Genomic DNA, 20975 nt, shown 5'->3' on the forward strand with positions numbered 1-20975 from the left:
GCCGGTAATCCAGCCAATGTCTCATCAACTGCGTCTTCTCAGCATTGATGTCGCTTTCAGTCCTGAGCTTTGAACCCGTATTTACAGATTACGCCATGAATGGCGAAATAGTCGATATCATCTGGCAATGCATCCTTAATCGGTCTTAGCTTCTCTGCGCTGAGCTCTCTTATCGTGTCTACAATAAGCCCCTCATGCTCGGGTGGAATGATACGTTCCCAATCCAGCTCATACCCTTCCTCCGCACTTCGAATAATATGGCCTTCAACGGTAACCTTGCTCAGACCTCGTTCTTCGGCTACCTCTTTCGTTGATTTGCCTGAATTGAAGAGTTCTAATGAAACGACATAGCTGGGTGTCTCATCCGAGACAGAGGCTGTTCGAGCTGCTGCTCTTGGCATAGCCGTTGGTGATCCAGTGGAGCTCTGACGATCTGTTGAACCTGCATGCTCACCTATGATCTTCAATACCTCTTCACCATATTTGCCTGCCTTCGCTGCGCCAATGCCTTTCGTCTGCAGCAGCTCCTCTTGCGTCTGTGGCTGTACGTCTGCCAATTCTTTAAGTGTAGCATCGAAAAATAACATAAACGGAGGAACATTCTCTCGTGCAGCCGCTTCTTTGCGCCACTGCTTCAGTGCTTCGAACAGCGGTGATGCTGCAACACTACCTGCCGATGCACTCCGTTTCACTGTCGTCCGAAGACGCTGCATAACCGTTTCCTTACCTTCTAGAATTGGCAGTGCGCTTGCTGCTAGAGTAACAGTAGGATATTGTCCTTCACTCATACGCAGATGACCTTCCGCCACTAACCAATATAGCCAATCTGCGATTTCTTTCTCTGGCCAATTGCTGAACAAGCCATAGGTCGTCAAGCGGTCGAGGCCTGATTCCAACAGACGCTTGTCCCGTGAGCCTTTGAGCACCTTCGCAACCATCGTTACGCCGAACCGCCCTCTCATTCTTCCTACACAGGATAACGCCTTCTGTGCCTCAGGGGTACGATCCACAAGCTCACTCTTATCCAGGCAATTACTGCATTTGCCGCAGGCCTCCACGCCCTTCTCGCCAAAATAATCCACGATGAACTGCTGCAGACATCGCTGTGTCCGACTGTAATTCATCATCGTATTCAGCTTCGACAGCTGAATGGTCTTCCGATCCAAATCGCCGACACCCTGCTCGATCAAGAAGCGCTGCACCTGTACATCCTGCGGCTCGAACAGAAGAATACATTCGCTCTCCTCGCCGTCCCGCCCGGCCCTGCCAGCTTCTTGATAATAGGATTCTATGTCGCCCGGCATTTGCCAGTGAAGCACATAACGGACATTGGGCTTGTCGATCCCCATGCCGAATGCATTCGTTGCGACCATGACCCGCAGCTCATCGAAGCGGAACCGCTCTTGCGTGGAAGCTCGCTCGGTATCCGTTAATCCGCCATGGTACTTGCCAGCTGGAATTCCTTTGCGGACCAGCAGCTCCTGCACTTGCTCTGCTTCCTTGCGGGTCGCTGTATAAATAATTCCCGACTGATCCTCTCGTTCCGCAATGAATTTATGGAGGAACTGCTTCTTATCAGCGCCGCTTACAACAGATAACGACAGATTAGGCCTCGCAAAGCCAGTCACAAAAATGTTCGGGCTGCGCAGACCTAGCATGCTGGAGATGTCACTCGCCACTTCATTCGTCGCAGTTGCTGTGAACCCTGCAACTAGCGGTCTATTCGGCAGATTAGCGATCCAGCCAGCCAGCTGACGATAGCTCGGACGGAAGTCATGTCCCCATTGCGAGACACAGTGTGCTTCATCTATGGCGATAAGCGGGATATTCATCTGTTCAGACAGCGTAGCGAACATTGGCGCATCCAGTCTCTCCGGTGCTACATAGAGCAGCTTATACTCTCCGAGCATTGCGCTTCGAAGTACATCCCGATACTCAGCCGCGCCCAAAGAGCTGTTCAGAAAAGCTGCTGGAACACCAAGTCTGTTCAGCGAATCCACCTGATCCTTCATCAACGAAATAAGTGGTGAAATGACAAGTGAAGTACCCGGAAGGAGTAAGGACGGAATTTGATAACAGATCGATTTCCCTCCTCCCGTAGGCAAAATCGCAAGTGTATCCCGCCCTTCTAAGATACCCGCTATAATATCTTCCTGACCTGGCCGGAATGTATCATAGCCGTATATTCTCTTAAGCTCATTTCTTGCTTCTTGCAGCAACCTATATCCCCCCGTTCTTCCCTATTGCTTGTCGAAGTGAATATAGGAGGACCCTGCCAGCGAAGTGTCAGGGTCCTCCCAAACTTACCTATGAAACAAATTGTACTATGATCAGCCGATCTTAGCTATTAGCCCTGTACGATTTCGATCACATTGCGAACCGATTGTGCAGATTTATCAAGCGCAGCTTTCTCTTCTGCAGTCAGATCAAGCTCGAATACTTTCTCGATGCCGTCGCCGCCAATAATGGCAGGTACACTCATGAAGAGGTTATCATAGCCATACTCGCCTTCAAGCAGGGCAATAACGGGGAGAATGCGCTTCTTATCCTTCAGTATCGCTTCTGTCATCTGAACGAGCGATGCTGCCGGTGCGTAATAGGCACTGCCGTTGCCAAGCAGGTTAACAATCTCACCGCCGCCTACACGAGCTCGCTGAACGATTGCTTCAATGCGATCGACCGGTATTAGCTTCTCGATTGGAATACCGCCAACGTTAGAATAACGAACAAGCGGCACCATATCATCGCCATGCCCGCCAAGCACGAAGCCGCGAACATCCTCCACTGATACGTTCAGCTCTTGAGCGATGAACGTGCAGTATCGAGCAGTATCGAGTACGCCTGATTGACCGATAACGCGGTTTTTAGGGAAACCAAGCGCCTGGTAAGCCACATAAGTCATAGCATCAACAGGGTTGCTTAGGATAATGACGTACGCATTCGGACTAGTCGCTTTTACACTCTCGCAGACCGATTTCACGATTCCTGCATTGGTGTTCACCAGATCATCACGACTCATACCTGGCTTGCGAGCAATACCCGCAGTAATAATAACAACATCGGAATCCTTCGTATCTTCATAATTGGACGTTCCGATAATGCTCACGTCAAGACCTTGAACTGGAGTCGATTCAAGCATATCGAGCGCTTTGCCTTTAGTTGGGTTCTCAAGCTGCGGAATGTCGACAAGCACAACGTCTCCGAGCTCTTTTTGAGCAGCCATCAGGGCAGTAGTAGCACCTGTGAAGCCAGCTCCTACAACTGTAATTTTTCTGCGTGTAATAGCCATTGAATATAACCTCCATTTAAGTTGATCTAATGTCTGGCATAGACGATACCATAATGAAACCGCCCCTAGTTAGGAGCGGCTATGTGTAAGAAATTACATATTGTTGATAACGTGATCAGCGAACTCCGAGCATTTCACTTCTGTTGCGCCATCCATCAGACGAGCGAAGTCGTAAGTTACTGTTTTGTTGTTGATCGAAGCTTCCAGTCCTTTGTAGATCAGGTCAGCAGCTTCCTGCCAGCCAAGGTGCTCAAGCAGCATTACGCCGGAGAGGATAACCGAGCCTGGGTTAACAACGTCTTTGTCAGCATATTTAGGAGCTGTACCGTGCGTTGCTTCGAAGATAGCATGTCCAGTTAGGTAGTTGATGTTAGCGCCTGGTGCGATACCAATACCGCCAACTTGTGCAGCAAGTGCATCGGACAGGTAGTCACCGTTCAGGTTCAGCGTTGCAATAACGTCGAAGTCTGTTGGACGAGTAAGTACTTGTTGTAGAGCGATGTCAGCAATCGCGTCTTTAACGACGATTTTGCCAGCTGCTTCTGCTTCTTGCTGTGCTTTGTTAGCAGCGTCAGTGCCTTCTGCTTCTTTGATGCGGTCGTATTGACCCCAAGTGAAGGTTTGCTCTGCGAATTCTTGCTCAGCCACTTCGTAGCCCCAGTTTTTGAAGGCTCCTTCAGTGAATTTCATGATGTTGCCTTTGTGAACCAGAGTAACGGTTTTTTTGCCGTGCTTGATTGCATATTCGATTGCTGCGCGAGCAAGACGCTGCGAACCTTCTTTGGATACTGGCTTGATGCCGATACCAGAAGTTTCTGGGAAACGGATTTTGTTAACGCCCATTTCGTCTTGTAGGAAGGCAATTACTTTTTTCACTTCTGCAGAACCTTCTTGGTACTCGATTCCTGCATAGATGTCTTCTGTATTTTCACGGAAAATAACCATATCTACAAGTTCAGGGCGTTTAACTGGGGATGGAACACCATCGAAATAACGAACTGGACGCAAGCAAGTATACAGGTCAAGCTCTTGACGAAGTGCAACGTTCAGGGAACGAATGCCGCCGCCGATTGGTGTAGTAAGTGGTCCTTTGATCGCTACAATATATTCACGAATAGCAGTCAAAGTATCAGCAGGAAGCCATTCGCCGTATGCGTTGAATGCTTTCTCGCCTGCAAACACTTCGTACCATGCTACTTTTTTCTCGCCGTTGTATGCTTTTTCTACTGCTGCGTCAAGAACGCGTTTGGAAGCTTTCCAGATGTCACGGCCAGTACCGTCACCTTCGATGAAAGGGATGATCGGGTTGTTAGGTACTTGAAGAACACCATTGTCAATCGTAATTTTGTCGCCTTCTGTTGGAAGCGCGAATTTCTCGAACTGTGCCATTAATATATTTCCTCCTTTAGTTTTTACGAAGTAAAAACTTACTTCGTAAGCATGAGCCTTGTTTTTAAGCGTGAGCCTAACGTAAGTAATCATACTGCATCTTAAGTATTATAACACTTCAAGAAAGCGAGAACGAACATTAGCTCGCTCTATTAAAAAGTTAATCTAGCGCTGCTCGATCGGAATGTATTTCGCATTAACCGGGCCAACATAATCAGCACGCGGGCGAATCAGACGATTGTCTTGATACTGCTCAAGAATATGTGCACTCCATCCAGATACACGGCTGATCGCGAAGATCGGCGTGAACAAATCACGTGGAATTTGCAGGTTTGTATATACCGATGCCGAGTAGAAATCAACGTTAGGCTTCAGACCTTTTTGGCCCGTAACCATTTCTTCGATTTTGATCGACATTTCATACAGATCCATGCTGCCTGTCAGCTTGCCCAGCTCCTGGGACATATGCTGCAGATGCTTCGCACGAGGATCGCCGTCTTTGTATACACGGTGGCCAAAGCCCATAATCTTCTGCTTGTTCGCAAGCGCTTTAGTAATATAGCTCTCAACATTAGCTGGAGAGCCAATATCTTCAAGCATAACCATTACCGCTTCATTCGCACCGCCATGCAGAGGACCTTTCAGCGCGCCGATTGCAGAAGTCACACCGGAGTAAATGTCCGACAGTGTTGCAACGGTTACGCGGGCAGCGAATGTAGACGCATTCAGTTCATGGTCAGCGTGCAGGACAAGAGCTTGATCAAGCGCTTTTACAGCTACCTCTGCCGGCTCTTCACCAGTAAGCATATATAAGAAGTTATAAGCAATGGAGACGCCTTGTTTATGAGCTACTGGCTCTTTACCTTCGCGGATACGAGCGAATGCTGCCACTACTGTTGGCAATTGAGCCTGCAGCTTGATGGCTTTGATCTGATTCGCTTCAGGAGACATATCATTAGCTGATTCATCATACAATGCCAGGCTTGAAATGGCTGTGCGAAGCGCTGCCATTGAATTGGTGTTCTTAGGGTACAATTTGATTTGTTCAATCACTTGGGCAGGAATTGCGGCGTATTGATCCAATTGCTTCTGCAATCCTTCAAGTTCGGAGTGATTAGGCAGCTTGCCATACCATAACAGATAGGCTACCTCTTCAAAAATAGCATTCTGTGCAAGATCATCGATATCAATACCACGATATGTTAATACTCCATCTATAATTGAGCTGATGGATGAAGATGCGGCGACAATTCCTTCAAGGCCTTTAGTTGCTGTCATCGTAATCTCTCCTTTTACTAAGAAATTTTCTCCGAAAATACAATTTCATGCAATATCATCGCTTCTAATCATAAATGATTTTGACAGCAATGTGAACAAATCTAGACATAAAATTGCTTTATCGACGTCATAAATGATTTTTTATCCTTCCAAGTCATGGCATTATCCGCTTTTCACTCCAGACCCATTTTTCCCATGGAAGTCCACTTTTAACCAAGCTAACTGGATTTATCAGGTACGATATTGGATCATTTCATAGGTAAATGCCATATCCCAATCGGCTTGCGGATATTCCCCTCGAATGTGATAGAATGGATGGATATCATTCTGTAGAAAAATACTGAACTAAGCTTGTCACATTATAGACAACACTTATAACCTACACAAACGGAGGATGAAGATGACAGAGCATCGAATCGGCATTATTGACATTGGCTCTAACTCCGTGCGACTAGTCGTGTATGAGCGGACTGCTAACGGTGCACATCGTGTTATTGACGGCAGCAAACGCCCTGCAAGGCTGAGTGAGCAAATGGACGAGAAAGGCAATCTGTCACTCTCCGCGCTTCATGAGCTGATAGGCACGCTGAACCATTTCAGCATGATCTGCGCCCACAATCGGACTGGTATCATTCGAGCGGTTGCAACAGCAGCTATTCGCAACGCGGCTAACCGAGATGAAGTTCGGGCAGCTATTGAAGCGGAGACTGGACTTGTTATTGAGCTGCTGAGCGGAGAAGAGGAAGCGGCTTATGGCTTCTTAGGCATGATTAATGCGATGGACGTACAGGATGGATTCCTGATCGATATCGGAGGCGGCAGCACAGAGGTATCTCTATTCCAGAACCGTGAGCTTGTTCACTCGATCTCGTTCCCCTTCGGCTGCGTCAGTCTGAACAAAAGATTTGCAATGAATGGCTCCCTGACAGAGGATGGGTTAAAGGCGCTTGAGACGGCTGTCATAGAGGCGATGAAGGCGGCGCCTTGGCTGAGAAAATATCCGATGCTGCCACTCATTGGTGTTGGCGGTACAGCACGGGCAATGGGGAAAATTCATCAGGCCGTAACCAAATATCCTTTTACCCAGAATCACAACTATCCAATTACAGGAGCAGCCGCAGACTCGCTGTTCGAGGAGCTATATAAGACACCTCTTGATAAACGTCGCAAATTCCCCGGAATGTCCAAGGATCGCGTAGACGTGATCGTGCCCGGGCTCGCTGTACTGCGTTTATTGTTCCGCACCGTCAGAGCGACACATTACCGTATCTGCGGCTCCGGACTGCGCGATGGTCTATTCCATGCCACTCGCTTCCCAGGGCGCCCTAAGCATGACGATGTGCTCGCCTTCAGTCTGCAGAATGTTATCGCTCTGCATCCAGCAGCCCCTGAGCAGCATGTCATGCAGGTGAATCGGCTCGCCATACAGCTCTATGATGAACTGCGCCCTGTCCATCTGCTGGAGAATCGAGCTAGAGTGCTGCTGGACTCAGCCTCCAGCTTATTTCGTGTTGGCGCCTCTATCGATTATTACGAGTACGCTAAGCATACCTTCTATCTCATCGTGAACTCGCATCTGAACGGCGTGTCGCATCGAGAGATACTAATCATTGCAGCGATAGCTTCTTACAAAAGCAAAAGCCGGGTCCGGCAGCAGCTCTCCGAGTATAAGGAGCTGCTTGGCGAATCCGACTTCGATCTAATCTATAAGCTAGGGAGTCTGCTGCAGCTCGCCGCTGCACTAGACCGCAGCGAGACTCAAGCCATTGGCAGGCTAGAGGTGGACTGTAAGGCCGGAGCTGCGCTGCTGCTTCGTCCCGTCCGCGCAAGCGGACTGTTAACAGTAGAACGCTTGGAGGTGGATGAGCTTGCCTCTGACTTTAAAAAGCTGTGGGGGCTTGTTCCTACGTTAGATGCCGCCATCCATCCTTAGCTTTTCCACTGCGGAATCGATCTAGCTTCGAATTGACTGCGGAACGGCAGCATATCGTTCTGAACATGAACATATGCGCCGTTTGGCTGCAGCTCACGCGACTTCACATTATCATCCAAGTTAAGCTGAAGCATATTAATCAGCGATTTCCTAAGCTTGGCATCGAATACCGGACACATGAGCTCAATTCTTCTCGTCAAGTTCCGTGTCATCCAATCTGCGCTGGACAAGTACACTTCCTCATTGCCGTCATTATGGAAATAGATCACCCTCGCATGCTCCAAATACCGGTCCACAATACTGATGACCCGTATGTTGTCACTGCGCCCTTCAACGCCGGGCCGCAAGCAGCATACACCGCGAACAATCAGCTCAATCTTCACTCCTGCCTGTGATGCCTCGTACAGCTTATCAATCATCTCTTGATGAGACAGAGAGTTCATCTTAGCTACTATGCGTGCAGGCTTCCCTTCCCTTGCATGGCTCATTTCCCTATCAATTAGAAGGTACAGCTTCTCCTTCAGATCGCTTGGAGCGACACCGAACGCTTTCCAATCATATGGCGTTGAGTAACCCGTCACCTCATTGAAGAGTGCTGACGCGTCCCCTCCAATAATAGGATGGGAAGTGAATAGCCCTATATCCGTATACAGCATGGCCGTATTATCATTATAGTTGCCTGTCCCGACGTGAACATAGCGGCGAAGCGTCCCTTGCTCACGTCGAACGACCAGCAAAATTTTGGCATGTGTCTTAAGACCGACAAGCCCGTAGACAACATGACAGCCTGATTTCTCCAGCTGACGTGCCCAGGCAATATTCCTCTCTTCGTCGAACCTTGCTTTCAGTTCAACGACGACGGTTACTTGCTTGCCGGCTTCCCCAGCTTTGACCAGAGCTTGGACAAGTGCAGAATCACCGCTTACGCGGTACAATGTCATCTTGATCGCGAGTACATCTGGATCATACGCAGCCTGCATAACGAAATCATTCACTGCATCAAAAGATTCATAGGGATGATACAGAAGAACATCCCGCTGACGAATGATCTCGAACATATCATCCGTCTCATCGAATTCCTTCGGATATGCAGGCTCTAGTCGATCATAGCGCAAGTTGTCATAGCCAGGAATCGTCAAGGCGAACTTCATCAGGAAGCTAAGATCCAGAGGACCATCTATCTCAATCAGATTATCTACAATCTCCAGCTCATCCTTAAGCAGCTCTAAGGCATAAGGATGCATCCCTTTGGCCACCTCGAGCCGAACCGAGATGCCCCAGCGCCGCTTCCGCAGCTCCTTCTCAATCTCCTCGAGCAGATCCTCTGCTTCATCTTCATTCAGAATCAAATCCGAATTACGCGTTAAGCGGAATGCATGCACGGCATAGGGCGTGTAACCGTTGAACAACGTATGAATGAATTGCTCTATTATATCCTCAAGCAGCACGAATTCGGTTTTCTTACTGTTAATACGACCTGGAACAGGGACGCAGCGAGCTAGAATGGACGGCACCTGAACGATGGCGAATAACGGCTCTTCATCAATCATCAGGTCATCCTCACGCTTCAGCAGAACAGCCAAATATAATTCTTTTGTATGTACAAGCGGAAAAGGTCTGCTCTGATCGACAGCCATGGGCGTAAGGACGGGGAATACAATTTCGTGAAAATATTCGGATACCGCTCTAGTCTGTGCCGCATTGAGCTCATCAAGGGAACGGATAGAAATCCCCTCTTTGCCTAAAGCGCGGAAAACTTCTCGGTATGTTTTATACTGATCGGACACCATTTGGGTCGTCCGCTTAATAATTCTTTTCCATAAACCAGCAGGCGTATAGCCGGTAAAATCGGTTTTGGTAATTCCGGCTTTAATCTGCTCTTGAATGCCTGCTACTCGCACGCTCATAAATTCATCCAGATTGCTCGATACAATTGACAAAAACTTGGCGCGCTCCAGGAGTGGATTGTCCAATTCCTGTGCTTCCTGCAGCACTCTGCGATTAAATTCAATCCAGCTTAAATCCCGGTTCACATAGTGGGACAATTGTTTCGTCATATATTTACGCCTCCCCTAATATGTCCCCATTATGAAGGATGACTATTATAGTTATGTTAAACAATTGTAAATCTGACGTAAACGTTAGTATTTGCGTATAGTAAACGAACCGTTTCTCATCCGTTTTTCCAGCCAATTCAGCAAAATCGTCCGATAGAACGTTCGCGTGAAGGGTATCAGCATCGTTATACCTAAGATGTCACTGAAAAATCCGGGGATGAACAATAATACGCCGCCAGCCAGCACGCATAGACCATCAAGCAGTGTTCTGCCGGGTATTTGGCCTTGCTGCATTTGATGCTGTGCCTTCATCCATACTTTGCGTCCTTCTGCCTGTGCCAAATAGGCGCCAACGATCGAGATCAGCAAGATAAGACTGAATGTATTCCAGCCGCCAATCCAATCCCCCATCTGCACAATTCCCCATAGCTCAATAGCTGGTATAACAATAATTGCTGCAATTATCCACTTAGCCATTCGTATCCTCCTGCGTCATTTCCTTAAGAAGATCATACAACGCAGGCAGAGCTTTGTCCAAGCGAGCAGGGCGCCACTTCTCATTCACCCAGACATGACGTGTCCCACCTGTGACAAGCCTTTGTCCTAGCAGCTGCTCATCCGCTCGGCAGATTGCCCGATGATTAAGATAGTCATTCGTATCCACTCTTCTGATCTCGGACTCGAAGGAAAGCCTGACTGGAGAAAACTCTGAAATCCGTGTATAGATGAGCAGTGTATCATCATAATGAGCAGGCAGCTCGTACTGACATTTCAAATCAATGACAGGCAGCAGCAGCCCGCTTTGCTCAATTGTTTTATAGTCGGAGCCCGCTGAGCGAATGAGCTCTGTGCGCCCTATCTCGAACCAGGTCACATAATTCCCGTGGAATACGACTCTCATCTGATCCGTCTCCTGATAGCGCACACGCAGCGGGTGTATATACCACCTAGATTTCTTCGTAGACAATACGGAATCCTCCTTCCATTCTTCAGCCTCATTAATACCCAGGTTCAACAAAAGCGACGGTGAATAGAGATCACCATCGCTTTTGTCTTCTCTACTTCGTAGAGTATATGAAATTGGATTGATTGAATTACATGACTTTGGATTGGCCGGAGTAGATAACACCAGTCTCACCGTAGAGCGTTACTTCCATACCGTCTTGAAGCAAGCTTGTTGCGTTAGCAATGCCCAGAATAACTGGAATACCCAAGTTAATTCCGCATACAGCTGCATGGCTTGTAATGCCGCCTTGCTCTGTAATAACTGCTGCTGCTTTCTCGAATGCAGGCATATATTCTTTGTCTGTTGACACTGTTACAAGAATAGAACCTGCAGTCGTCTTCGCGATTGCTTCTTCTGGCGTACGGGCAATAACCACTTTACCTGTTGCTGTTTGGCTGCCGATACCTTGACCTTTAGCCAAAAGCTCACCGATATGGTGAATTTTGATCAGGTTAGTCGTTCCAGCGCGGCCTACTGGTACGCCTGCTGTAATAACGATCGTATCGCCCAAGCTGATGAAGCCAGTGCTTCTAGCGCCTGCAACAGCATTCTCAACCATAGCGTCAGTTGTTTCAGCGTTCTCGCCAAGAACCGGCGTTACACCCCAGATCAGAGCAAGACGACGCATAACTTTATCATCAGTCGTTACTGCAATGATTGGTGATTTCGGACGGTATTTGGAGATCATACGAGCTGTGAATCCAGATTGAGTAGACGTTACAATCGCTTTTGCGTTGAGGTCTAGTGCTGAATTCGCAACAGCTTGGCTGATGGCTTCAGTTACAGTCGTTTGTTGTGCATTAGCTTGCTTCGTGAAGATTTCACGATATTCAAGAGCAGCTTCTGCGCGCTCAGCAATACGAGCCATCGTCTGTACGGATTCTACAGGATATTTCCCTGCAGCTGTCTCGCCAGATAGCATGATTGCGTCAGTGCCATCAAAGATCGCGTTAGCTACGTCAGATGCTTCCGCACGCGTTGGGCGTGGGTTGCGCTGCATGGAGTCAAGCATTTGAGTTGCTGTAATAACGGGTTTGCCCGCGCGATTACATTTAGCAATCATCGATTTTTGTACCAATGGCACTTCTTCAGCTGGAATTTCCACGCCGAGGTCACCACGAGCTACCATCAGACCGTCAGACACTTCAAGAATTTCATCCAGGTTGTCAACGCCTTGTTGGTTCTCGATTTTGGAGATGATTTGGATATGGCTTGCGTTGTGGCGCTCAAGCAGTTCACGAATTTCGAGAACGTCGCTTGCTTTACGTACGAACGACGCAGCGATGAAGTCAACGCCTTGCTCGATACCGAATACGATATCGTTAGCATCTTTCTCAGTAATACCTGGGAGCGAGATGTTAACGCCAGGAACGTTAACGCCCTTCTTGCTCTTGATTTGACCATTGTTCAAGATACGGCATACGATTTCTGTGCCTTTAATCTCTTCAACCGTCAATCCGATCAAGCCGTCATCGATAAGGATCGTCGAGCCGATCTTAACATCATGCGGAAGGTTATCATACGTAATTGGAATACGTGTAACATCACCGAGAATCTCTTCTGTTGTCAGAGCAATAACTTCACCTTGAACAAGCTCAATTGGCTCTTCTTTCAGTTTGCCAAGACGGATCTCAGGACCCTTCGTGTCAAGCAGAATTGCAACAGATGTGCCAAGCTCAGCGTTAGCGAGGCGAATATTTTTGATACGGTTGCCATGCTCTTCGAAATCTCCGTGGGAGAAGTTAAGACGGCCGACATTCATACCGGCTTGGATCAGTTTCTTTGTATTTTCCAGTGATTCACTGGATGGTCCAATCGTACAAACAATTTTAGTTTTGCGCATTGTTAGTTTTCCTCCGTTAATGGCCTTCTTGTTATTCCAACATTTAAAATTACACGATTCCGAGCGGCTTGTACAGTAGAAGTTACAGGGAAACCTCTATACCTGTGCAGACTCGGTTTCTTGGGCTGACTTCTCGCCCTCCGAAGATTCCTCGGACTGCTTGTCCGTTTCGTTAATCGCTTCGACCGATACCGCAGGTTTCTCGGCGATACGGAATTGTCCGATCTTGCGGAATTTATTGTAACGGTCTTCAATGAGCTGCTCCGAGGTCATTGGCAGAAGTTCCTGCAGATGCTTCCACAGCTTTTCCTTAAGCTGCTCTGCTGTGAATTCCAGATCGCGATGGGCACCGCCTTGAGGCTCTGCAATAATATCTTCAATAACTTCGAATTCGAGCAAATCATCCGCCGTAATTTTCATTGCTTCTGCCGCTTGATCTGCCTTGGAAGCATCCTTCCACAGAATCGAAGCGGCTCCGTTCGGAGATATAACGGAATAAATCGCATTCTCCATCATAAGTACACGGTTGCCGACACCGAGCGCAAGAGCGCCTCCGCTGCCGCCTTCTCCAATGACGATACAAATAATTGGCACGCCAAACCCAGCCATTTCTCTAAGGTTTCTTGCAATAGCCTCAGACTGACCGCGCTCTTCTGCCGTGTTGCCTGGATAAGCGCCCTTCGTATCAATAAAAGTAATAATGGGGCGATTGAACTTGTTAGCCTGCTGCATGAGGCGAAGCGCTTTGCGGAATCCTTCAGGATGCGGACTGCCGAAGAAACGGGCAATATTATCCCGAGTATCTTTGCCGCGCTGATGACCGATTACAGTCACTGGAATGCCGTTAAGCTTCGCTAAACCACCAACGATAGCAAGATCATCGGCATATAATCGATCGCCATGGATCTCCATGAAATCGGTGAATACAGCTTGAATGAAATCAAGCGAGGTAGGACGCTGATGGTGACGAGCCATGTGCATCTTCTGAGCTGGCGTCAGTTCGCTGTACAGCTCTTCCTCGAGCTGCTTGCAGCGTTCCTCAAGCCGGATAATTTCCTCAGAGAAATCCATTCCGTTATTCTCCGCAAGCGTCTTCAGCGTCGTAATCTTATCGCGTAGTTCACTGATCGGCTTCTCGAACGGAAGCTTATGATCACCCGCCATGGGACAATCCCTCCCTTACGGTATGCATATCAAGCAGCTTGGCTAGCGTTTGCTTCATATCTTTGCGATGTACAACCATATCGAGCTGTCCATGCTGCATATTGAATTCAGCCGTTTGGAAGTTATCCGGCAGCTTCTGTCTGATCGTCTGTTCGATTACAATGCGGCCTGCAAAGCCAACAAGTGCACCAGGCTCGGCCAAATTGTAGTCGCCAAGACTTGCAAAGCTCGCAGATACGCCGCCCATCGTCGGATCAGTAAATACCGATATGAAGAGGCCTCCCGCTCCTTGGAACTTCGCAAGCGCAGCACTGGTCTTCGCCATCTGCATAAGACTAAGTATACTCTCCTGCATTCTGGCTCCGCCTGAGGTTGAGAAAATAAGGAGTGGAAGCTGTTTGGCATGAGCCGCCTCGATTGCCCTCGTTATTTTCTCCCCAACAACAGATCCCATGCTTCCGCTGAAGAAATCAAAGCTCATAACGGCTACAACGACAGGATATCCGCCAATTGTACCATCGCCAGTTACGACAGCGTCGTTCAGGTTCGGATTCTTCTGATGCTGCTGTTCAAGCTTGCCTGCATAGCCTGGGAATCCGAGCGGATCGACAGAAACCATATCAGCATCGTACTCACACAAACGCCCGTCATCAAGCGTCATCCCAATCCGATCCCAAGCATTCAGACGGAAATGATGCCCGCATGACGAGCACACCTTCAAGTTTTTATCTAGTTCTTTGCTGTACTGAATGGTGCCGCATTTGGAGCACTTATTCATTAGACCTTCCGGAATGTCGCGCTTCGTACGCTCCGAAGGGATCGTTGCATACTTCTTCTTCGAAAATAAGTCCTTTATTTGCACGTGTGACACCTCTCAAGGCGCAATAGTATAAGGCTCTCTTCAGGGCTGAATGATGGAATTGAATACTTCCTGTACTTCCTCTAACTCACCTGAAGGAACCAATATCTCGTATTGCTGTTTAGACAGATTAACAGGACGGACTTTAACTAAAAATCCTTCTTCCGTAAGCCGCTTCTTGATGTTATCCGCGATTCTAGCGGTTGGAGCGATGTAAATGACCGTCCACATTATGGTACCTCCTGAAAACTTTGCCTAGGGCAAAGTTCGCATCTTAAGCATAGCTAAGTCCCGTTAACAGGCCATATGATCTCATCATCATACCATAGTCATGGGGAATCCGGCAAATCATATCGGAGCGCTTTTGGGTCCTGATGCGCAATTCTTGCCGACGCAGCAGCGGCCAGCCCAGCAACGAGATCATCGAGAAACACATGGATTTTCTCGCCTTTTATGTTGAGTTGCCGAATAATTCCGGGCTTTACTTTATCTAAATAACCGAAGCTCGTCAAGCCAATCATGCCATAAACATTGGTAATACCAAGTGCTAACGTCTCATCGACTCCGTACAGCGACTCATCCGTCTCCATAATCGATTGCAGCGGCTCCGGCAGAAGCCTTCTCTCGGCCAATTCATCTAGGGCAATTCCAGTAAACAGAACGTACTGGACCTCACGCTTAGCAAGCACGGCGCGCACGCTCTCCTCACATTCTGTCAAATTCAGGTCAGGATTGTAAGGCCTTTGCAAAGAATACACAATCTCCGTAATATCATCGATGCTAACTCCGCGCTTCAACAGCCATTTCTCGATTCCGGACGTCATGTCCATCCCTCCCGCGTATGCTTGTACGTCATGACGCAACGTAGCTTGGAAAACTCGCCAGCTGCTTGCTGCTTAGGCTTTTTTCCGCTTGTATCTCTAAATGTATGCGGGAGGGCCCCCGGTTGTGCATAGTATGTGCCGATAGACGAAAATTTGTTGGACAAGTGCTGCAGCAGCGTTACTTATTACCATTTGTTATTACAATTCCTTATTACAAAGTGTTAACTGGAATTCGCTCATCCAAACCTAAGGATGCGAGGCCTGCTGTTATCTCACCACTACCGTGCCCTGACCGAGCAGCTGCTCGATCGCGGTGAACAGCTGGGGCGAAGGCTTAACGCGATAGCTGTCGCTAAGCGCCCTGGATTTCTGTTCACGTTCGTAGAACAGCACGGTGTCGAGCTGGCCGGCATGACTGGCCAGCAGCTTCTTAAGCTGCTCCAGTACGGCAGATTGCTCGTAGTCTGTCGCGATCTTGATATATACCCGCTGGCGCTTGCGCTCAGCAGGCACAGCTCTTGGCTGCGCTGCCTCGGCAGGAGCTGCGCCGCCTGTCCCCTGCGGCCGTGCGCCTTGGGCTGGCGACCGCTCTGCCCTGCCTTGCCCGGCTCCGGCTCGCTGCCGGCTACCTGCATCCGGCGCGGCTCCCGCCTGCTGCGTGGCCCCGCCTTGCCCAGCCTGCCGCCCTGCTGCTCTCGCTGCTCGGGCGCGAGCTTGGCTCTGCAGCCGCCGAACCTGCTGCGCTAGATTCATATCCGCGCGTCCCAGCGGAACAACATCCTCTACTAGCAGCTTGTAATCATCGTCCTGCTGCTGCACTGTGGCTTGAATGACCGCAAGCCCGCCATTCTCGATTAGATCAGAGCATCGCTTCCATACCGCCGGGAATACGACGGCTTCCACCCGCATAATCCGATCCTCCAGCTCCAGAAAGCCCATCTGATTGCCCTTCTTGTTCGTGAACGGCTTCAGAGAGACGATACGAACGCCCACAATAGCGGCTGTGCCATCCTCTGCATCGCTTAGCTCAACAAGCTGATCAAGCTCGAGCGGCTCGAGCAGCTCTTGTGCAGCATCAAGTGGATGTCCGGACAAATACAGGCCCAAGAGTTCCCGTTCCAGCTCCAGCTGCTCTCCCGTCGTATAGGGCCGAACATCTGGCAGCTCCACATCCCAATTCTGCACCTCGTCGAAGCCGAACAGCTCAATCTGAAGCTCTTCGCGCTCCTTGCGCCATTTGGTCGCGGTTTCTACCGTTTCTTCAAGCGCACCGAGCTGCTGCGCCCGATGTCCCGGCAAAGAATCGCATGCACCAGCTTGAATGAGCGACTCCAGCACCCGCTTGTTCACAACCCTCAGATCAACCCGCTGACACAAATCGAGCAAGCTGTCGAACGGACGAACCGCCCGTTCCTTGCGCAGCGCTTCAATGGCTTGTGTGCCGACATTCTTGACGGCAGCGAGTCCGAACCGCACAGCACCTTCAACTGGCGTAAAGGTCACTCCGCTCTCGTTGACATCTGGTGGAAGCACCTCTATGCCCATTCTGCGGCATTCATCGACATATTCAGCAGTCTTGCGCTGATTGCCCATAACCGATGCCAGCATGGATGCCATGAACGGCACAGGGTATGTTGCCTTCAGCCATGCTGTCTGGAAGGCAAGCACGCCATAAGCGGCAGCATGCGCCCGCGGGAATCCGTAATCCGCGAAGCGAACGATCATGTCATACACATGATTAGCCTCTTCGCTCGTATAGCCCTCTCCTACACTGCCTTGGACAAAATGGGAGCGCTGCTCATCCAGCACCTCGCGTTTTTTCTTCGAAACCGCACGGCGCAGCAGATCCGCTTCTCCGAGGGAGAAGCCCGCCATAGCTGAGGCAATCTGCATGATCTGCTCCTGATAGACGATAATTCCATATGTATCCGCCAAGATGGGCTCTAACGACGGATGAGGGTATTCAACCTCCACGAGGCCATATTTCCCTTGAATATACTTCGAGATGAATTCCATCGGGCCTGGCCGGTACAGCGCCAATACAGATACGATATCCTCGAATTCGGTCGGCTTCAGCTCCTTCAGCACACGCCTTACTCCTGCCGACTCCAGCTGGAATATTCCTGTCGTCTCACCGCGTCCCAGCATCGCGTATGTCTGCGGGTCATTATCCGGAACCTTATGGAAATCAATATCCTTGCCATACAGTTCCTTCACCCAGCCAAGCGCCCTCTCGAGAATCGAGAGCGTCCGCAGCCCAAGGAAATCCATCTTAAGAAGGCCGATAGCTTCCAGATGCTCCATCGAATACTGGGTCAGCACAGAGCGCTCTCCGCCAGCCTGAAGCGGCACATAGTGGGTTAGCGGCCTACTTGAGATAACTACACCAGCCGCATGCGTTGAAGCATGCCTTGGCATGCCTTCTACCTTGAGCGCCATCTCAAGCATGGCCGCTGTCTTCGGCTGACGCTCGCTCGCCTCGCGAAGCCCATCACTCTGACGGATCGCTTCAGCAAGCGTAATACCCAGCTGATTCGGAATCAGCTTCGCAGCCCGATCCACCTCATTGAAGGGCACATTCATAGCGCGTCCTACATCCCGCACAGCAGCCTTCGCTGCCATCGTACCGAACGTAATGATCTGAGCAACATGCTCTTCACCGTATTTGGCAGCAACATAGGCGATAACCTCGTCTCTGCGCTCATCGTTGAAATCGATATCGATATCGGGCATCGTTATCCGCTCAGGGTTCAGGAACCTCTCGAACAACAGCTTATATTTGAGCGGATCGACATCTGTAATGCGAAGCGTATAAGCAACTAAGCTGCCCGCTGAGGAGCCACGTCCTGGGCCGGTTCGAATGCTGCGCTCATGAGCGAAACGGATGAAATCCCACACAATTAGAAAATAATCGCTGAAGCCCATTTTCTCAATGACCGACAATTCATAGTGGAGACGCTCCTCTGCGCGCTGCCTGAATGCTGCATCCTCGGTCCACTGCGGGAGCCCCGCATAACGAGCGATTAATCCGTTCCGGCACAGCTCTGCCAAATACGCTGCCGAGGACATCGCCTCCGGTACCGGACGAAATACAGGCAATGCTGCTCGGCCGAACGTCAGCTCAAGCTGGCATTTGTCAGCAATCTCTACCGTATGAGCGATAGCCTCGGGCACATGCCTGAACAGCATAGCCATCTCTTCTTCATTTTTCATATACAGCTGATCCGTCAGCATTCGCATTCTATCTTCATCATCAACAGACTTGCCTGTTCCGATACAGAGCAGTACATCCTGCACGGCAGCATCAGACGTTGTCAAATAGTGGACATCATTGGTCGCAGCAAGCTTAATTCCCGTCTGCTGAGAAAGCTCGATCATCCCTGCAATGACTTTTTTCTGATCGAGGATTCCGTGATCCTGAAGCTCCAGGTAGAAGTCCTCTTGGAATATTTGTTGGTAACGCAGGGCTGCTGCCAGCGCCTCTTCTCGCCGGTCATAGACCAAATGCTGTGAGATCTCCCCGTGCAAGCAGGAGCTTAAGCATATGAGGCCTTCTGCATGTGCAGCCAGCACCTCCGCATCAATGCGCGGTTTATAATGGAACCCTTCCAAATGGCCGATAGAGCATAGCTTCATTAAATTTCGATAGCCTGTCTCATTCTTCGCCAGAAGGATAAGGTGATACGTAGGATTGTCTTTTCTTGTTCCCTTCTCGAATCTCGAGCCTGCCGTATAATACATCTCGCAGCCGATAATCGGCTTAATCCCTTGCTCCTTGCAAGCCCGATAGAAAGGAATAGCGCCATACATCACGCCATGATCCGTTAGAGCAAGTGCCTTCATTCCGAGCTCAGCGGCCCTTGCAGCCAAGTCACGGATACGAGCGGCACCGTCGAGCAAGCTGTATTCACTATGAACGTGCAAATGCACGAATGAGGATCCGATACCGTTCATCCTGACTCTTCCCTTTCCGGTTCAATCTTTCTGTTCTTCTATTTTATCATAATAGAGGCAGCACCGCCCATAGAATGGTAGTACGGAGCCGGACAGGCTCGAAAAAAGCGAAAAAGGCAGGTGTACGGAATTGAGCTATTTTTTATCGAAAGCCGGACTCGATTTCTTCATTGCATTCGGGGTCGTATTAGGTGGATCGATGCTAGCTGGCATCGGCTCCGTATTTATGCTCATGCCGCCCACTCTCATGATGATCAACACCGCGGCGAATTTGAAAATATGGGCGATCGTCGCCGCAGTCGGAGGTTCGATCGATCCGATGAGAGTCATTGAGAGCAATATTGTGGAAGGTCATCTATCCCCGGCCGTCCTGCAGATAGGATATATAGCAGCCGCTTTTCTCGGAGCGCATATGGGAACGGAGATGGTCAAGCTCATCTGCAAGGGAGCGTCCTGACTATGCGTGTCCCGCCGTTTGAGAGATATGTACGAGGAATGCAGTCGTTCGGCGTGCTGCTGCTGGGCATAGTAATCGGGGCGATCATCTATAATTCCCTCTATCAGGAGCAGTTCAACGCCCTTATCAGCCTCAAAAGCGAGCTTGAGATGAAGCTTGACCAATATGAAGAGGATATCGAGAATTTAACGAAATTCAAGGATCAGCATACGGTCATCAAGAGCATTCATCCTCGGATTGAGACAGAGAATAGCGGGAGCACAAGCAAGCCGAAGCTGGACTTAGTCACAGAAGCAGAGCTGATTAAGCGGATTAAAGAGGATCTATCGGTGTTCATTGGTCAGAGCATCTATGAGATCGACTCCGATGCGATGTTCGCCAGGAAGCTGCTTAGCAAAAAAGTGTATGCCAACGTTCTGCGTAAGGATTATACGGTCGAGATTACTACGATGCTTGTTGTAGACAACGTCCTTCAAGTGTGGGTGAAGGTGCGCTTGTATGAACGGCCGCCCACTTAACTCTCAAATATTTCCGCTTCGGTTCCGATTCATGTTACAATAACTGCGTCTGCTTTTCGAAAAAAAGGAGCTGTCAGTTCACATGGATTCGCTAATTCAATCGCTGTTCGCACCCGGCATTATTATCACTCTAGTGCTTACTGTGCTGTTCAGCTACAAATCTCGCCGCTCCTCCGATCAGAGGCTGCGCGGCTTACATGCATCAAGAATGAACATCAGTATGGGCGTTATGCTGCTATTCATTGCCGGCGTCCAGCTGCTGCTGTCCAATGAATCAACCGCACGCATCGTGATCGGAGCTGTCTTCCTCGTCATCGGGCTGTTCAATCTATTCGCTGGACTACGCAACCACAGCATCTATCGCACGATGCAGCAATAACGTTTCTGTTGTCCATTGAAATAAA

General features: G+C 49.4%; 17 protein-coding genes. 4 read left to right on the forward strand and 13 right to left on the reverse strand.

The window, feature by feature from the left end; translation table 11 throughout:
• Positions 1–56: 56 nt before the first annotated feature.
• From recQ to citZ, 4 genes are all read right to left on the reverse strand, one after another.
• Positions 57–2219, reverse strand: coding sequence for a DNA helicase RecQ (gene recQ, locus AC6ESP_RS07260; RefSeq protein ID WP_497096027.1), 2163 nt, complete (start codon positions 2217–2219; stop codon positions 57–59).
• A gap of 128 nt (positions 2220–2347) precedes the next feature.
• A complete protein-coding gene (gene mdh, locus AC6ESP_RS07265; RefSeq protein ID WP_497096028.1) occupies positions 2348–3289 on the reverse strand; it encodes a malate dehydrogenase in 942 nt (313 codons plus the stop codon).
• A 93-nt stretch (positions 3290–3382) separates the two neighbouring features.
• Positions 3383–4678 (reverse strand): NADP-dependent isocitrate dehydrogenase, encoded by a 1296-nt coding sequence (icd, locus tag AC6ESP_RS07270; protein WP_497096029.1) that lies wholly within the window; start codon positions 4676–4678, stop codon positions 3383–3385.
• A 165-nt stretch (positions 4679–4843) separates the two neighbouring features.
• Complete coding sequence (gene citZ, locus AC6ESP_RS07275; protein WP_497096030.1) at positions 4844–5956, reverse strand: citrate synthase; 1113 nt, start codon at positions 5954–5956, stop codon at positions 4844–4846.
• Positions 5957–6356: 400 nt separating this feature from the next.
• Between citZ and AC6ESP_RS07280 the strand changes: the two genes are divergently transcribed.
• The gene (locus AC6ESP_RS07280) at positions 6357–7889 is read left to right on the forward strand and encodes a Ppx/GppA phosphatase family protein (protein WP_497096031.1); all 1533 of its coding nucleotides are present in this window, start codon (positions 6357–6359) and stop codon (positions 7887–7889) included.
• Here the strand turns inward: AC6ESP_RS07280 and ppk1 are convergent.
• The 9 genes from ppk1 to AC6ESP_RS07325 form a co-directional block, all read right to left on the reverse strand.
• Positions 7886–9946: a polyphosphate kinase 1 gene (gene ppk1 / locus AC6ESP_RS07285; protein ID WP_497096032.1), complete on the reverse strand. Its 2061-nt coding sequence runs from the start codon at positions 9944–9946 to the stop codon at positions 7886–7888. The genes AC6ESP_RS07280 and ppk1 overlap by 4 nt on opposite strands.
• Positions 9947–10030: 84 nt before the next feature.
• Positions 10031–10423 carry an FxsA family protein gene (locus AC6ESP_RS07290; RefSeq protein WP_497096033.1) on the reverse strand — a complete coding sequence of 131 codons (393 nt, stop codon included), beginning with the start codon at positions 10421–10423 and terminating at the stop codon, positions 10031–10033.
• Positions 10416–10955: an acyl-CoA thioesterase gene (locus AC6ESP_RS07295; RefSeq protein WP_497096107.1), complete on the reverse strand. Its 540-nt coding sequence runs from the start codon at positions 10953–10955 to the stop codon at positions 10416–10418. The genes AC6ESP_RS07290 and AC6ESP_RS07295 overlap by 8 nt, the downstream gene beginning before the upstream one ends.
• A gap of 85 nt (positions 10956–11040) precedes the next feature.
• Positions 11041–12795 (reverse strand): pyruvate kinase, encoded by a 1755-nt coding sequence (gene pyk, locus AC6ESP_RS07300; protein WP_497096034.1) that lies wholly within the window; start codon positions 12793–12795, stop codon positions 11041–11043.
• 96 nt (positions 12796–12891) lie between these two features.
• On the reverse strand, positions 12892–13959 hold the full coding sequence (locus tag AC6ESP_RS07305) for an acetyl-CoA carboxylase carboxyltransferase subunit alpha (RefSeq protein WP_497096035.1): 1068 nt from the start codon (positions 13957–13959) through the stop codon (positions 12892–12894).
• Entirely contained in the window at positions 13949–14821 is an 873-nt protein-coding gene (gene accD, locus AC6ESP_RS07310) for an acetyl-CoA carboxylase, carboxyltransferase subunit beta (protein WP_497096036.1), read from the reverse strand. The genes AC6ESP_RS07305 and accD overlap by 11 nt, the downstream gene beginning before the upstream one ends.
• 39 nt (positions 14822–14860) lie before the next feature.
• Positions 14861–15049 carry a glutamate decarboxylase gene (locus tag AC6ESP_RS07315; RefSeq protein WP_497096037.1) on the reverse strand — a complete coding sequence of 63 codons (189 nt, stop codon included), beginning with the start codon at positions 15047–15049 and terminating at the stop codon, positions 14861–14863.
• A 98-nt stretch (positions 15050–15147) separates the two neighbouring features.
• Positions 15148–15642 (reverse strand): phosphatidylglycerophosphatase A family protein, encoded by a 495-nt coding sequence (locus tag AC6ESP_RS07320; protein ID WP_497096038.1) that lies wholly within the window; start codon positions 15640–15642, stop codon positions 15148–15150.
• Between the two features lie 267 nt (positions 15643–15909).
• Complete coding sequence (locus tag AC6ESP_RS07325) at positions 15910–19596, reverse strand: DNA polymerase III subunit alpha (protein WP_497096039.1); 3687 nt, start codon at positions 19594–19596, stop codon at positions 15910–15912.
• Positions 19597–19726: 130 nt separating this feature from the next.
• Here AC6ESP_RS07325 and AC6ESP_RS07330 point away from each other — a divergent pair, with 130 nt between their 5' ends.
• The 3 genes from AC6ESP_RS07330 to AC6ESP_RS07340 all read left to right on the forward strand — a co-directional run bounded on the left by AC6ESP_RS07330 (position 19727) and on the right by AC6ESP_RS07340 (position 20950).
• The gene (locus AC6ESP_RS07330; RefSeq protein WP_497096040.1) at positions 19727–20053 is read left to right on the forward strand and encodes a YtrH family sporulation protein; all 327 of its coding nucleotides are present in this window, start codon (positions 19727–19729) and stop codon (positions 20051–20053) included.
• Between the two features lie 2 nt (positions 20054–20055).
• Entirely contained in the window at positions 20056–20571 is a 516-nt protein-coding gene (locus AC6ESP_RS07335) for a sporulation membrane protein YtrI (RefSeq protein ID WP_497096041.1), read from the forward strand.
• Between the two features lie 82 nt (positions 20572–20653).
• A complete protein-coding gene (locus AC6ESP_RS07340; RefSeq protein WP_497096042.1) occupies positions 20654–20950 on the forward strand; it encodes a YtpI family protein in 297 nt (98 codons plus the stop codon).
• Positions 20951–20975 lie beyond the last annotated feature (25 nt).

The sequence above is a fragment of the Paenibacillus xinjiangensis genome (assembly GCF_059686975.1).